Genomic DNA, 13,815 nt, shown 5'->3' on the forward strand with positions numbered 1-13,815 from the left:
CTTATTTCTCCAGAATCCAGGTGTCCTTGGTGCCGCCGCCCTGCGACGAGTTCACCACCAGCGAGCCTTCCTTCAGGGCCACGCGCGTGAGTCCGCCCTTGACCATGGTGATCTGCTTGCCCGACAAGACGAAGGGACGCAGATCGAGGTGGCGCGGCGCGATGCCCGATTCGACATAGGTCGGGCAGACCGACAGGGCCAGCGTGGGCTGGGCAATGTAGCCATCAGGCTTGGCGATGATGCGCGCGCGGAAGTCCTCGATCTCCTGTTTGGTCGAGGCCGGGCCGACTAGCATGCCGTAGCCGCCGGCGCCGTGCACTTCCTTGACCACCAGCTTTTCCAGGTTGGCCAGGGTGTAGGAGAGATCCTCCTTCTTGCGGCACTGGTAGGTCGGCACGTTGTTGAGGATAGGATCTTCGGACAGGTAGAAGCGCACCATGTCCGGCACATAGGGATAGATCGACTTGTCGTCGGCCACACCGGTGCCGATCGCATTGGTCAGCGTCACCTTGCCGGCGCGGTAGGCCTGCAACAGGCCCGGCACACCCAGGGCGGAATCGGGACGGAAGGCCAGCGGATCGAGGAAGTCGTCATCGATGCGGCGATAGATCACGTCGACCCGCTTGGGGCCGCGCGTGGTGCGCATGTAGACCACGTTGTCCTTGACGAACAGGTCCTGCCCCTCGACCAGCTCCACGCCCATCTGCTGGGCCAGGAAGGCATGTTCGAAATAGGCCGAGTTGTACATGCCCGGCGTCATCACCACCACGGTCGGATCGGTCACGCCGGCCGGCGCCACCGAGCGCAGGTTGTCCAGCAGCAGGTCGGGGTAATGATCGACGGGAGCGATCTTGTGGCGCGTGAAGAGATCGGGAAAGAGCCGCATCATCATCTTGCGGTTCTCCAGCATGTAGGAGACGCCGGAGGGCACGCGCAGGTTGTCTTCCAGCACGTAGAACTCACCCTCGCCGGCGCGCACGATATCGACCCCGGCGATGTGGGCGTAGATGTCGTTGACCACGTTCACATCCTGCATCTCGCGCCGGTATTGCGCGTTCTGGAAGATCTGCTCGGGCGGGATGATGCCGGCCTTGACGATCTTCTGCTCGTGGTAGATGTCGTGGATGAACATGTTCAGCGCCCGCACGCGCTGGACCAGTCCGGCTTCCAGCCTGGCCCATTCGGCCTTGTGGATGATGCGCGGAATGATGTCGAAGGGGATCAGGCGCTCGGTGCCGGCATCGTTGCCATAGACCGCGAAGGTAATGCCGACGCGGCGGAAGATCAGGTCGGACTCGGCACGTTTGCGGGCGATGGTCTCCGCCGATTGCGCGGACAGCCAGTTGGCGAATTCGGCGTAGTGCTGGCGCACCTGGGCCTCATTGCCGCGGCTCTCTCCTGAATACATCTCATCGAAAAAATGTGCCATAGGTTTGCTTCGCGTTCCCGTGGGGAGCGGGAATCTTTCTAAGTAGGTTGTAACGAAAACAGAGGCGATGGGTACGGCAAAACTACAGCGTGACTGCAGCGTGATGCGATGGCGCTAAGGGACTGCCGCTGCACGCCAGAGCCAGCGTGCATGAAGAAAGCCTAACAGAGGCTTGAAATTTTTGACAGAGGAAAATTGCATGCTTTTGTCCTCGCCGACGCAGGCCTGCCCCCATGAAAGGCAGACCCGCTGCGGCTTCAGTTATTCCAAGGCGTGGGTGCTGGAACCTCGCAGGGGGCCGGCATGGCGATGGTCTTGAAGTCGGCCGGACTAACGATTTCGAGATACTCCATGTCGGGCGAATAGTCGAACAGGAAGTGCACGATGCCGGGCCGCTGGTGGACGCAATCGCCTGCCTTGACTAGCGTGACCTCGGTCTCGTACATGAAGCGGGCCCAGCCCTTTAACATGATGACGATGTGGAAGTTGGCCTCATGCCGATGCCAGCCGGTGCCGGCCTGCGGCGCGGTGTTGGCCTTGACCAGTTGCGCCACCACCTGGCCACCGGTGGCGGCCGCAATGCCCAGGTCGCGATACAGGAAGAAATCGCGCAGACCGCCCGTTTCATAGGGCGTGTCGCCCTCGCTCACATGCGAGAAGGTGTTCTGCGCCAATACGCTTGCTTCCGCTACGGTATTCATCACATCCGTCCTTTCTGCGGTCTCCCGCCATGGGCCTGCGACAAAAACGGGCGCGATCCTTCCTGGTGCTGCGCCCTAGAATTCCACGTCCAGTTCGTCGATGTCCTCCGGTTCCTTCTTGGCCGCCGTGATCCACTCCTGCATCTCCGGCATGGCCATGATGCGCTTGGCGTAGGCGGTGCAGATCGGGTCGAGCTTGACGTCATAGGTCATGAATCGGGTCACCACCGGGGCATACATGGCATCGGCCACGGTGCGCTGTTCGCCGAACAGGAAGGGGCCGCCGTACTTGGCCAGGCATTCCTTCCAGATCGTGGTGATGCGCACGATGTCGGCCTCGGCGCGCGACCACACCTTGAAGTTGGGGAAGTGGCCCTTGAGATTCATCGGCAGCGCCGCGCGCAGGGCCGAGAAACCCGAATGCATTTCGCCGCACACCGAGCGGCAGTGCGCGCGGGCGGCCAGGTCGGCCGGCAGCAGCTTGGCGGCGGGGCGGATTTCATTGAGATATTCGGCAATGGCCAGCGTATCCCATACCAGTACGTCGCCATGGTGGAGGCTGGGCACCAGGATGGAAGAAGACAGCAGCAGGATCTCTGCCCGCGCCGACGGATCGTCCGGCGGCACGATGTCTTCCTCGAAGGAGAGCCCGGCGAACCTGGCCATGAGCCAGCCGCGCAGGGACCATGAAGAGTAGTTCTTGCTGGTGATGCGCAAAGTCGTCTTAGGCATGTCAGTCCTTTATCTGTTTTGTGCAGGTTGACTTTGGGCGCGCTACCGCTTGCGCGGCGGTGTCACGTTGCCCGCCCCGTCTGCGCATCGGTGCGGGCCAGGCCACGTTGCGGGCCTCTGTCTGCTTGCTTGCAAAGCTTGTGCCAGCTCGCGGGAAGAGCGGGTCTGCCGCCGCGGGCGGCAAGGCGGGCGATTCCGTGGCACGACAATTGCATCCTCGACAGGACGATCGACAGGCGAAAAGACCATCCAGAGGCGGCGTTCCCATGATCCCTACCTATCAGCTCTACCAGAACTACGCCGATGCCACCGATCCGCTGCGGGCTTGCGCCCGGATGATGGCGCAGGCGCTGGGCGCAACCTGGCCGGGGATGCCAGTGCATCCCTATTGGCGCAAGATGGCCTCGGCCTGCGAGGTCTTTGCGCGCACCCAGCTCACCCATGCGCGTCCGCCATTCGGCATCGCGACCGTGGAAGAGGAGGGGCGCACGATTTCGGTGCATGAAGAGGAAATCCACGCCACGCCCTTCTGCGGCCTGCTGCATTTCCGCAAGGACAGCGCCACCGTCCAGCCCAAGGTGCTGGTGGTGGCGCCCATGTCAGGGCACTTCGCCACCCTCCTGCGCGGCACCGTCAGGACCTTGCTGCGCGACCACGACGTCTACATCACCGACTGGCGCAATGCGCGTGATGTGGCTACCGCCCATGGCCGCTTCGGCCTGGACGAGTATGTCAGCCACATCATCGACTTCCTCGGCGTGCTCGGCCCCGGCGCCCATCTGCTGGCGGTGTGCCAGCCCACGGTCGCGGCGCTGACCGCGGCTGCCGTGATGGCGGCCGACGGGCATCCGGCCCAGCCGCGCAGCATGACGCTGATGGCCGGGCCGATCGATACCCGCGTCAATCCCACCGCTGTCAACGCCCTGGCCAAGAGCAAGCCCATCGCCTGGTTCGAAAAGAACATGATCAGCACCGTGCCGGCCCGCCACGCCGGTGCGGGGCGGCGGGTCTATCCGGGCTTTGTGCAGCTGGCGGCGTTCATGAACATGAACCTGAGTCGCCATGTCGAGGCCTTCGGCAAGCTCTACCACCATCTGGTCGATGGTGAGCACGCCCGGGCGGACCAGATCAAGGACTTCTACGAAGAATATTTCGCCATGGCCGACCTGCCAGCCGAGTTCTATCTGGAAACCGTGCGTACGGTCTTCCAGGAACACGCCTTGCCGCTGGGCAAGCTGAGCTATGCAGGACGGCCGGTGGAGCCGCGCGCGATCCGCCGTACGGCGCTCTTTACCATCGAAGGCGAGAAGGATGACATCTGCGCCGTCGGCCAGACCTTGGCCGCACAGGAACTGTGCAGCGGCATCCGGCCCTATATGCGCCTGCACCATGTTCAGACGGCGGTGGGCCATTACGGTGTCTTCAATGGCCGCCGCTGGGACAATGAAATCTACCCGCGCCTGCGGGATTTCATTAATATGCATCACAGGTAAGGCCAGCAAGCATGCGCCCGGCGCTTTTCGAAAACTAACAAAATCCAGTGAGGACTACGGTCGATCACGAAAGTAACAAGGTAACCAACGAGGTAACAAGGCGGTAAGAAAAAACAGGTATGCATGTGTTGCCTGCATGTGACCCATAATACGAGCCACCAGGCTTGACCATTTGCTTGTCGTAAAGGAATTCCATGTCGATCCACGTGGCCCTGAACCATGTCACTTCTTACAAGTACGACCGCGCCATCAACCTGGGGCCGCAAGTCATCCGCTTGCGTCCCGCGCCGCACAGCCGCACGCGCATCCTGAGCTATTCGCTGCGGGTGCTGCCGGAGCCGCATTTCATCAACTGGCAGCAGGACCCGGAATCCAATTACCTGGCGCGCCTGGTGTTTCCCGAGAAGACCACCGAATTCAAGATCGAGGTCGATCTGGTGGCCGAGATGTCGGTCATCAATCCCTTCGATTTCTTCCTCGAACCCTATGCCGAGGAGTTCCCCTTCGAGTACGCCAAGGACCTGCAGAATGAACTGATGCCCTACCGGCAGAAGCTGCCGCTGTCGCCGCTGTTCGCAGCGTTCCTCAAGAGCATCCCGCGCGAGAAGGTCGGCAGCGCCAACTTCCTGGTGGCGCTGAACCAGAAGCTGGCCAATCACATCGGCTATACCATCCGCATGGAGCCGGGCGTGCAGACGCCGGAAGAAACGCTGGAACTGAAATCCGGTTCCTGCCGCGACTCGTCCTGGCTGCTGGTGCAGTTGCTGCGCCACCTGGGGCTGGCGGCGCGCTTCGTGTCCGGTTACCTGATCCAGTTGACTGCCGACCAGAAATCGCTGGACGGTCCTTCCGGCCCCGAAGCCGACTTCACCGACCTGCACGCCTGGTGCGAGGTCTACCTGCCCGGCGCCGGCTGGGTCGGACTCGATCCGACCTCGGGCCTGTTTGCCGGCGAAGGTCACATTCCCTTGTCCTGCACGCCCGAGCCGGCCTCGGCCGCGCCGGTCAGCGGCCTGGTCGATCCTTGCGAAGTGGAGTTCGAGCACCTGATGGCGGTCAAGCGCATCTGGGAAGCGCCGCGCGTGACCAAGCCCTATACCGAGGAACAGTGGGCCGACATCGAAAAGCTGGGCCATGCCATCGATGCCGACCTGCAAGCCAATGACGTACGCCTGACCATGGGCGGTGAGCCGACCTTCGTCTCGCTGGATCATCCCGACGAGCCCGAGTGGAATACCGCCGCCATGGGCCCGACCAAGAAGCCGCTGGCCGCCGAGCTCTATCACCGCATGCGCGACAAGTATGCCGCGCAGGGCCTGCCGCATTTCGGCCAGGGCAAGTGGTATCCGGGCGAGCAACTGCCGCGCTGGGCGCTCAATTGCTATTGGCGGCGCGATGGCGAACCGATCTGGCTCAATCCGGCCTTGATCGGTGACGAGACCCGTCCCAATGTCAGCGACAAGATCGTCACCAGCCACTTCCTGCATCGCGTGGCGCAGCGTCTCCGGGTGGATGGCAAGAACGTCTTCCCTGCCTATGAAGACGTGTTCTACTACATGTGGCGCGAACGCCGCCTGCCGGGCAATGTCGATCCCTTCGATTCGCGCGTGGATGACAAGCAGGAGCGCGAGCGCCTCATGAAGGTCTTCACGCAGGGCCTGCAAAGCGCGGTGGGCCACGTCTTGCCGCTGGCGCGCAGCGATGATGGACAGAGCTGGCAGAGCGGTGCGTGGTTCCTGCGCAGCGAACGCTGCTACCTCTATCCCGGTGATTCTCCCTTGGGTTATCGCCTGCCGCTGGATTCGCTGCCCTGGGTGAAGGAGGGCGAGTATCCCGCCGTCTATCCGGCCGATCCGACCCAGGCCTTCCGCCCCTTGCCGGGCAGCGCCGAGATCCGCCGCCAGATGGGCAGTCCGCAAGAACCCTTGGCGGGTCTGGGCAAGGCTGCCAGCAGGGCTGCCACTGCTTCCAGCGCTGCCACCGCTTCCGATATGAGCCGTGCCAATGCGGCAAGCGCGACCCAGCCTGTGCCCGCGCCGTTTGAATCGGCCAACTGGCTGACTCGCACTGCACTCAGTGCCGAGGTGCGCAATGGCGTGTTCTACCTGTTCATGCCGCCCTTGGCGCAACTGGAACACTACCTGGAACTGGTCGCCGCCATCGAGGCCGTGGCCGAGGAACTGAAACAGCCGGTGCTGCTGGAAGGCTATGAGCCGCCGCATGATCCGCGCCTGCGCAAGTTCAGCGTCACGCCCGACCCCGGTGTGATCGAAGTCAACATCCAGCCCGCCAACAACTGGAGCGAGCTGGTCGAACAGACCACGCACCTCTACGACGCTGCGCGCGCCTCGCGCCTGACCACCGAGAAATTCATGCTCGATGGTCATCACTCCGGCACCGGCGGCGGCAACCACATGGTGCTGGGCGGCATCACCACCAGCGATTCGCCTTTCCTGCGCCGTCCCGATCTGCTGCGCAGCCTGATCTCGTATTGGCACAACCATCCTTCGCTGTCCTACCTGTTCTCGGGCATGTTCATCGGCCCGACCTCGCAGGCGCCGCGCATCGATGAGGCGCGCAATGATTCGACGGTGGAAATCGAACTGGCCTTCAGCGAGATGGACAAGCAGGTCGCCCGTGGCGGTTGCCCGCCCTGGCTGGTTGACCGATTGTTACGTAATCTCTTGATCGACGTCACCGGCAATACCCACCGCGCCGAGTTCTGCATCGACAAGATGTATTCGCCCGACAGTGCCACTGGTCGCCTGGGCCTGCTGGAGCTGCGCGCCTTCGAGATGCCGCCCCATGCGCGCATGAGCCTGACCCAGCAATTGCTGCTGCGCGGCCTGGTGGCGCGGTTCTGGAAGCAGCCCTACAAGCCGGCGCGCCTGGTGCGTTGGGGGACCGAGCTGCATGACCGCTTCCTGCTGCCGCATTTCATCGAGCAGGATTTTGCCGATGTGATGGCCGACATGAACGAGGCCGGCTACCCCATGCGTGCCGAGTGGTTCGCCCCGCACATGGAATTCCGCTGCCCCAAGATCGGCGACTATGCGGTCAAGGGCATGCAGATCGAATTGCGTACTGCACTGGAACCCTGGCATGTGCTGGGCGAAGAGAGCAGCGGCGGCGGCACGGCGCGCTATGTGGATTCGTCGCTGGAACGCCTGCAGGTCAAGATCAGCGGCATGGCGTCCGACCGCTACGTGCTCACCTGCAACGGTGTCTCGGTGCCGCTGCAGCCCACCGGCACGGTCGGACAGTTCGTGGCCGGCGTGCGCTACCGGGCCTGGCAGCCGCCGTCGGCGCTGCACCCCACCATCCCGGTGGATTCGCCGCTGACCTTCGACCTGGTCGACACCTGGAATGGCCGCAGCCTCGGCGGTTGCCAGTACCACGTGGTGCATCCGGGCGGACGCAATTACGAGACCTTCCCGGTCAATGCCTTCGAGGCGGAAAGCCGTCGTCTGGCGCGTTATTTCCGCATGAACCATACGCCGGGAAAATTGCAGGTCGCGCCGGCGCGAGCGTCTATCGAGTTTCCTTTTACGTTAGACTTACGCTACTTCTAAAACTGAGCCGGGCGCGGCCCAGCGCTGCTTCCAGCGCGACACGCCGCAGCGGGGCCTGCCCTGTGCGCGTGCGCCGCCCGGTCGCCAATGACTTATGCCCCAGCGTCTCCTGGAAAGCTATCCGGTGGCCAGCGATCGTTACGACGAGATGCTGGCAGCCGACGGCCGCCTGCGCCCGCACTGGCGAACGCTGATCGACCAGCTTGAAAACCTGTCGCCGGACATGCTGCGCCGACGCGCCAACGAGGTGCGCGACGCCATCGCCTCCGACGGCGTGACCTACAACGTCTATGCCGACCCCAAGGGCGCCAACCGGCCCTGGGAGCTGGACCTGCTGCCGCATCTGGTGTCGTCGGAGGAATGGGATTTCCTGGAGCGCGCGGTAGCCCAGCGGGCGCGGCTGATGAATGGACTGCTCTCCGATATCTATGGACCGCAGACCCTGATCGCCGAAGGCTTGCTGCCGCCGGCGCTGGTGTTCGGCCAGCATGGCTACCTGATGCCCTGTCACGGCTGGCAGCCGCCGGGCGGCGTACATCTGCACGCCTATGCGATCGACCTGGCGCGCTCGCTCGATGGCACCTGGTGGGTGGTGTCGGATCGCACCCAAGGACCCTCCGGCACAGGCTACGCCTTGCAGAACCGCCAGATCATGGCGCGCGCCATGCCCGAAGCCTTGCGCGACATGCATGTGGAGTCGCCGCATCGCTACTTCCATACCTTGCGCGCGATGTTGGCGCGGCTGGCCCCGGCCCAGGGGGAAGTGCCGCTGATCGTGCTGCTCACGCCCGGTCCCTATAACGAAACCTATTCCGAACATGCCTTCCTGGCGCATACGCTGGGCTTCCCGCTGGTGGAAGGGGTGGACCTGACGGTGCGCGGCGAGCAGGTCTTCCTGAAGACGCTCAATGGCCTGCGTCGCGTCCACGCCATCTTGCGCCGCATGGACGATGACTATTGCGATCCGCTGGAGTTGCGCGCCGATTCCGCGCTGGGCGTGCCGGGCCTGACCCAGGCGGCGCGCCTGGGCAATGTGCTCATCGCCAATTCGCTGGGCAGCGGCGTGCTGGAATCGACGGCGCTGCATGGCTTCCTGCCGGCCATCAATGAGCGCCTGTATGGTGAGCCGCTGCTGCTGCCTTCGGTGGCCTCGTGGTGGTGTGGCGAGAAGCCTGCACTGGATTACACGCTGGCGCACTTCGATGAACTGGTGATCGTGCCGGCGTTTTCTTCCATGCGCATGCAACCGGTGTTTGGCCACAGCGTCACTGGCGCGGCGCGTCGGCGCCTGATCGAAAGCCTGCAATTGCAACCGCATGCCTATGCTGCGCAGGAATGGGTACGGCTGTCGCAAGCGCCGGTCATGTCGCGCAGTGGCGATTATCGCCTCATGAATCGCACCATCAGCCTGCGAGTGTTTGTGGTGGCCGATGGCGAGGGTGGGTATCAGGTGATGCCGGGCGGCTTGACTCGCGTGGCGCCGCGTCAGCGGCGCGATGTGGTGTCGATGCAGCAGGGCGGCACCAGCAAGGATGTGTGGGTGCTGCGGGAGGCCGACAGACTGGAGGCCAATGACGCCCACGAGGGGCATGGTGCGGAAAACGTCACCCTCATCAAGGGCACGGTGGACGTCTCTTCGCACTCGGGCGAGAACCTGTTCTGGATGGGGCGCTATTCGGAACGCGTCAAGAACCTTGCGCGCCTGTTACGTACGACCTTGCAATACACCATGGATGGCCAGACCGAGAGCCGCGGCATGCTCGGCAGCGTCTCCTGGATCTGCAGCCAGCTGGGCGTGCAGATGCCCAAGTCGGACCCGCGCCCGACCATCACCGGCCTGCAGCAGAGCCTGCAGGCGGCGGTGGTGGACCCGTCCGTCCCGGTGAGCGTGGCCACGCAATTGCGCCAGCTGGCCAATGCCGCCTACCAGGTGCGCGAACACCTCTCGCTGGACAACTGGCATGCCCTGACCAAGATGCCGGCCATGGTGCAGGAACGCATCAATACCCCGGCGGCTGCGCAGCACGTGCTGGGCAATGTAATCGATGCCTGCTCGGGTCTCGCTGGTCATGCGCTGGATGACATGACGCGCGACGCCGCCTGGCAATTCCTGATGGTGGGTCGCCACATCGAGCGCATGGCCAACATGGCCGCGCTGTTCGACAACTTCCTGCGGCTGCCGCCGCAGCGCCAGACGGCGGCGTTGTCCTGGCTGCTGGAAGCGGCCAGCAGCATCGTCACCTATCGCGTGCGCTATCGCCGCACACCGGAATGGCTGCCGGTGCTGCACCTGCTGGTGTTCGACGTGAGTAATCCGCATGGCATGGCTTACCAGTTCCGCATGCTGCAGCAGTACATGAGCGAGATCGCGCAACAGCTGGGCTTGCTCAGCATGACCATTCCCAGCCACCTGTCCAGCCAGCTGGAGGCGATGAACCTGAGCGAATTCGCCCATGAGCATCCCAACGTGGAACAGGCCAATGCACGCCTGACGCAACTGATGCGAGACGCCGTCAGCGGCGGCTACATGCTCTCCGATGATCTCTCGCGCCATTACTTCACGCCGCTGACCGCACCGGTCAGCCAGGGGGTCTGAGAGGACAGCCATGAGCGACCGCCACGTCTATCGCATCCATCACCAGACCACCTACCAGTATGCGCTGCCGGTACGGCTGTCGCACCAGGTGCTGCACCTGACGCCGCGCGAGCTGCCCTGGCAGGCCTGTCTTTCGCATACCGTCAACATCCTTCCGCAGCCGCAGCTGGTGCGCAGCTACGAAGACAATTTCGGCAACATCATCAAGGCCTTTTCGCTCGATACCGATCACACCAGTCTCGATGTGCAAGCCGATTCCTGGGTGGCGCTGAGCGCGCGCGGCCAGCCGCAGGCGCAGATGGCCTGGGATGAGGCGGCCATGCAGATGGCCTATCACGGCGGGCGCGTGATGACGCCGGGGATGCTGGAGGCGTCCAATTTCCTGTTTGAATCCTCCCATGTGCGCATCAAGCGTGAATTCATCCGCTATGCGGCCGAGTGTTTCGGGCCGGGGGTGTCGGTGCTGGAGGGGGTGCGCACGCTGATGCTGCGCATCCATGAGGAATTCGCCTTTGATCCTGCAGCCACCACCGTCTCCACGCCGGTCACCGAGGTCTTCGTCAATCGGCGCGGCGTGTGCCAGGACTTTGCGCACCTGATGCTGTCCTGCCTGCGTTCCATCGGGCTGGCGGCGCGCTATGTGAGCGGTTATCTGCTGACCGAACCGCCGCCGGGCCAGCCGCGTCTCATCGGCGCGGATGCTTCCCATGCCTGGGTGTCGGTGTATTGCCCTGGCGCGGAGGGCGCGGAAGGAAGCTGGATCGATGCCGATCCGACCAATGGCGTCTTCCCCGATACCAGTCACATCACGCTGGGCTGGGGGCGCGATTTCCTCGATATCTCGCCCTTGCGCGGTGTGCTCATCGGCGGCGGCCAGCAGAGCATGCAGGTGGCTGTGACCGTGCTGCCCGCCGAAGAAGCACAGGGCTTGCAGCTCTCCATCTGAGCCTTGGACCGTCCGGCCATTCAGGGCGTGCGGATGTGATCGATCAGCGCAATGGTCGCTTCATCCGGCGGCGGCGTGAGCAGGCTCACGATCACCATCGCGGCCATCCCCACCGGCACACCGAAGATGCCCGCCGAGATCGGCGCGATGTGGAACCACTGGCCCGCCGCGCTGCCGCCGAAGGAGGGATTGGTGTGCAGCATGTAGTACACGCACATCAGGAAGCCGCAGACGATCCCCGCAATCGCGCCGGCCTGGTTGGCGCGCTTCCAGAACACGCCTAGCACCAGCGCCGGGAAGAGTGTGGAGGCCGCCAATGAAAAGGCCGCGCCCACCATCGAGAGGATGTCACCCGGCTTGAGCGAGGCCGCATAGGCCGCCAGCAGCGCCACCACCAGCAACAGCAGCTTGGAAATGGTCACGCGTTTCTGCGTGGAGGCGCTGGGGTCCACCACCTTGTAGTAGATGTCATGCGAGAGCGCATTGGAGATGGTCAGCAACAGTCCATCCGCGGTGGACAGCGCCGCCGCCAGGCCACCAGCGGCCACCAGCCCGGAGACAAAATAGGGCAGGCCGGCGATCTCCGGCATGGCCAGCACGATGATGTCGCCATCCATGGAAATCTCGCCCAGCTGCACCAGGCCGTCGCGGTTCAGGTCGGTGATGGAGACCAGCGGATTGAGCTTGTCCATGTTGGCCCAGTAGTACACCCAGTCGGGTAGGTGGCTATAGCTGCTGCCCACCAGCGAGGTGTAGATGTCGTACTTCACCAGCACGGTCAGGGCCGGCACGGTGAGGTAGATCAGCATGATGAAGAACAGCGTCCAGAACACCGAGGTGCGCGCCCCGGCCACGGTGGGCGTGGTGTAGTAGCGCATCAGGATGTGCGGCAGGGCGGCTGTGCCGAGCATGAGGCAGAACACCAGCGCCAGGAAATTGTTGCGCTTGATGTCCGAACTCTCCTGGTCGCGGCCAGGGAAGGGTTCGGTCTGCGAGACCGGTGGCTGGGCGCGCGCCAGGTTGGCCGCGCGCGCGTCGGTCCATTTGCGTTCGGCTTCCTCGGGGGACTTGGGATAGGACGACAGCGCCCGGCTGGCTGCCTTGATCTCGGCCAGGGAGGCGTGGTTGTCGCGGCGGACCTGGTCGGCGTGGTTGTGCGCTTCGAGACGGCCATCGACCCAGGATTGCGGCAGGTCCTTGAGCTTGCGCTCATAGTCGTCGGCGCGCGCCTGGAAGATCTTGCGGATGTCCTTTTCCTTGGGATCATCCTCCAGCCGCTGCTCGATGGCGCTGAGCTTGGGCAGCACCGCGCCATAGGCCACCGGCGGCACCGGCACCGTGGTGTGCTTGGCCGAGAGCCAGATCACCGGGATCAGGTAGGCCAGCAGGATGATGATGTACTGCGCGACCTGGGTCCAGGTGATGGCGCGCATGCCGCCCAGGAAGGAGCACACCAGGATGCTGGCCAGTCCCAGGAAGATGCCGATGGAAAAATCGATGCCGGTGAAGCGCGACGTGATCAGGCCCACGCCATAGATCTGCGCCACCACGTAGGTGAAGGAGATCAGGATGGTGGCGGCCACGGCGAGGATGCGGATGACGTTGACGCCCTGGCTGCCCGGGCGGCCCGGATAGCGCGCGGCGAGGAAATCGGCGATGGTGTACTGGCCGAACTTGCGCAGGTAGGGGGCGATCAGCAGCGCCACCAGGCAATAGCCGCCGGTCCAGCCGAGGATGTAGGCCAGGCCGTCGAAGCCTTGCAGGTAGAGGCCGCCGGCCAGGCTGATGAAGGTCGCCGCCGAGATCCAGTCGGCGGCGGTGGCCATGCCGTTGAAGAGCGGCGGCACGCGCCGACCGGCGACATAGTATTCGGGCACGTCGGAGGTGCGGCAGACCACGCCGATGCCGGCGTACAGGCCGATGGTGACGAACAGGAACAGGTAGCCGATCCAGGTGCGCGGCATGCCCTCGCGTTCCAGGATGGCCAGCACGCACAGGAAGGCGATGAAGCCCAGCGTGTAGAGCCCGTAGTAGCGGCACAGGCGCCGGAAGAAGTCCTTGTTACTCTCCATTGCCGCTCTCGCCTTGTTCCCGCCGCACCAGTTGTTCGATGCGCCGCATGCGGCGCACGTAGATGACCACGATGGCCAGGTAGATCAGCATCATCCCTTGCGCGGCCATGTAGAAGGAGATCGGCCAGCCGAACAGGTGCACCCGGTCCAGCTCGCGCGCGAAATAGATGAAGAAGAACGTGGCCAGGAACCACAGCGCCAGCAGCCAGGCCGTCATGCGGCGGGTGCGGTGCCATTGGTTGCCAGGATCGGAGGGGAGGGCGCCGTGGTCCAT

9 protein-coding genes are annotated in these 13,815 nt (G+C 63.9%); 4 read left to right on the forward strand and 5 right to left on the reverse strand.

Features of this window, described 5'->3' with window-relative positions; translation table 11 throughout:
- Window position 1 precedes the first annotated feature (1 nt).
- The 3 genes from BGK68_RS09345 to BGK68_RS09355 form a co-directional block, all read right to left on the reverse strand.
- Window positions 2-1,429: a circularly permuted type 2 ATP-grasp protein gene (locus tag BGK68_RS09345; protein ID WP_075256872.1), complete on the reverse strand. Its 1,428-nt coding sequence runs from the start codon at window positions 1,427-1,429 to the stop codon at window positions 2-4.
- A 257-nt stretch (window positions 1,430-1,686) separates the two neighbouring features.
- Complete coding sequence (locus tag BGK68_RS09350) at window positions 1,687-2,130, reverse strand: cupin domain-containing protein (RefSeq protein WP_013232674.1); 444 nt, start codon at window positions 2,128-2,130, stop codon at window positions 1,687-1,689.
- Between the two features lie 75 nt (window positions 2,131-2,205).
- Window positions 2,206-2,862, reverse strand: coding sequence for a glutathione S-transferase family protein (locus BGK68_RS09355; protein WP_013232675.1), 657 nt, complete (start codon window positions 2,860-2,862; stop codon window positions 2,206-2,208).
- A gap of 266 nt (window positions 2,863-3,128) precedes the next feature.
- On the opposite strand from BGK68_RS09355, the gene BGK68_RS09360 reads away from it, so the two are divergent.
- The 4 genes from BGK68_RS09360 (at window position 3,129) to BGK68_RS09375 (ending at window position 11,469) form a co-directional block, all read left to right on the forward strand.
- The gene (locus BGK68_RS09360; protein ID WP_075256873.1) at window positions 3,129-4,355 is read left to right on the forward strand and encodes a polyhydroxyalkanoate depolymerase; all 1,227 of its coding nucleotides are present in this window, start codon (window positions 3,129-3,131) and stop codon (window positions 4,353-4,355) included.
- Window positions 4,356-4,549: 194 nt separating this feature from the next.
- The gene (locus BGK68_RS09365; protein ID WP_075256874.1) at window positions 4,550-7,927 is read left to right on the forward strand and encodes a transglutaminase family protein; all 3,378 of its coding nucleotides are present in this window, start codon (window positions 4,550-4,552) and stop codon (window positions 7,925-7,927) included.
- A gap of 94 nt (window positions 7,928-8,021) precedes the next feature.
- Window positions 8,022-10,523: a circularly permuted type 2 ATP-grasp protein gene (locus BGK68_RS09370; RefSeq protein ID WP_075256875.1), complete on the forward strand. Its 2,502-nt coding sequence runs from the start codon at window positions 8,022-8,024 to the stop codon at window positions 10,521-10,523.
- Between the two features lie 10 nt (window positions 10,524-10,533).
- Window positions 10,534-11,469 (forward strand): transglutaminase family protein, encoded by a 936-nt coding sequence (locus BGK68_RS09375; RefSeq protein ID WP_075256876.1) that lies wholly within the window; start codon window positions 10,534-10,536, stop codon window positions 11,467-11,469.
- 20 nt (window positions 11,470-11,489) lie between these two features.
- Here the strand turns inward: BGK68_RS09375 and BGK68_RS09380 are convergent, their stop codons facing one another.
- Both BGK68_RS09380 and BGK68_RS09385 read right to left on the reverse strand, forming a co-directional pair.
- Entirely contained in the window at window positions 11,490-13,541 is a 2,052-nt protein-coding gene (locus BGK68_RS09380) for a sodium:solute symporter family protein (RefSeq protein ID WP_075256877.1), read from the reverse strand.
- Window positions 13,531-13,815: a DUF4212 domain-containing protein gene (locus BGK68_RS09385; RefSeq protein WP_075256878.1), complete on the reverse strand. Its 285-nt coding sequence runs from the start codon at window positions 13,813-13,815 to the stop codon at window positions 13,531-13,533. The genes BGK68_RS09380 and BGK68_RS09385 overlap by 11 nt, the downstream gene beginning before the upstream one ends.

It is taken from the genome of Herbaspirillum camelliae (assembly GCF_001929405.1).
GTDB lineage: Bacteria > Pseudomonadota > Gammaproteobacteria > Burkholderiales > Burkholderiaceae_D > Herbaspirillum > Herbaspirillum seropedicae.

Coding starts and splice junctions, on each gene's coding strand:
- BGK68_RS09345 (WP_075256872.1), bottom strand. CDS start 1,429: ATGGCACATTTTTTCGATGAGATGTATTCAGGAGAGAGCCGCGGCAAT.
- BGK68_RS09350 (WP_013232674.1), bottom strand. CDS start 2,130: ATGAATACCGTAGCGGAAGCAAGCGTATTGGCGCAGAACACCTTCTCG.
- BGK68_RS09355 (WP_013232675.1), bottom strand. CDS start 2,862: ATGCCTAAGACGACTTTGCGCATCACCAGCAAGAACTACTCTTCATGG.
- BGK68_RS09360 (WP_075256873.1), top strand. CDS start 3,129: ATGATCCCTACCTATCAGCTCTACCAGAACTACGCCGATGCCACCGAT.
- BGK68_RS09365 (WP_075256874.1), top strand. CDS start 4,550: ATGTCGATCCACGTGGCCCTGAACCATGTCACTTCTTACAAGTACGAC.
- BGK68_RS09370 (WP_075256875.1), top strand. CDS start 8,022: ATGCCCCAGCGTCTCCTGGAAAGCTATCCGGTGGCCAGCGATCGTTAC.
- BGK68_RS09375 (WP_075256876.1), top strand. CDS start 10,534: ATGAGCGACCGCCACGTCTATCGCATCCATCACCAGACCACCTACCAG.
- BGK68_RS09380 (WP_075256877.1), bottom strand. CDS start 13,541: ATGGAGAGTAACAAGGACTTCTTCCGGCGCCTGTGCCGCTACTACGGG.
- BGK68_RS09385 (WP_075256878.1), bottom strand. CDS start 13,815: ATGGACCACGGCGCCCTCCCCTCCGATCCTGGCAACCAATGGCACCGC.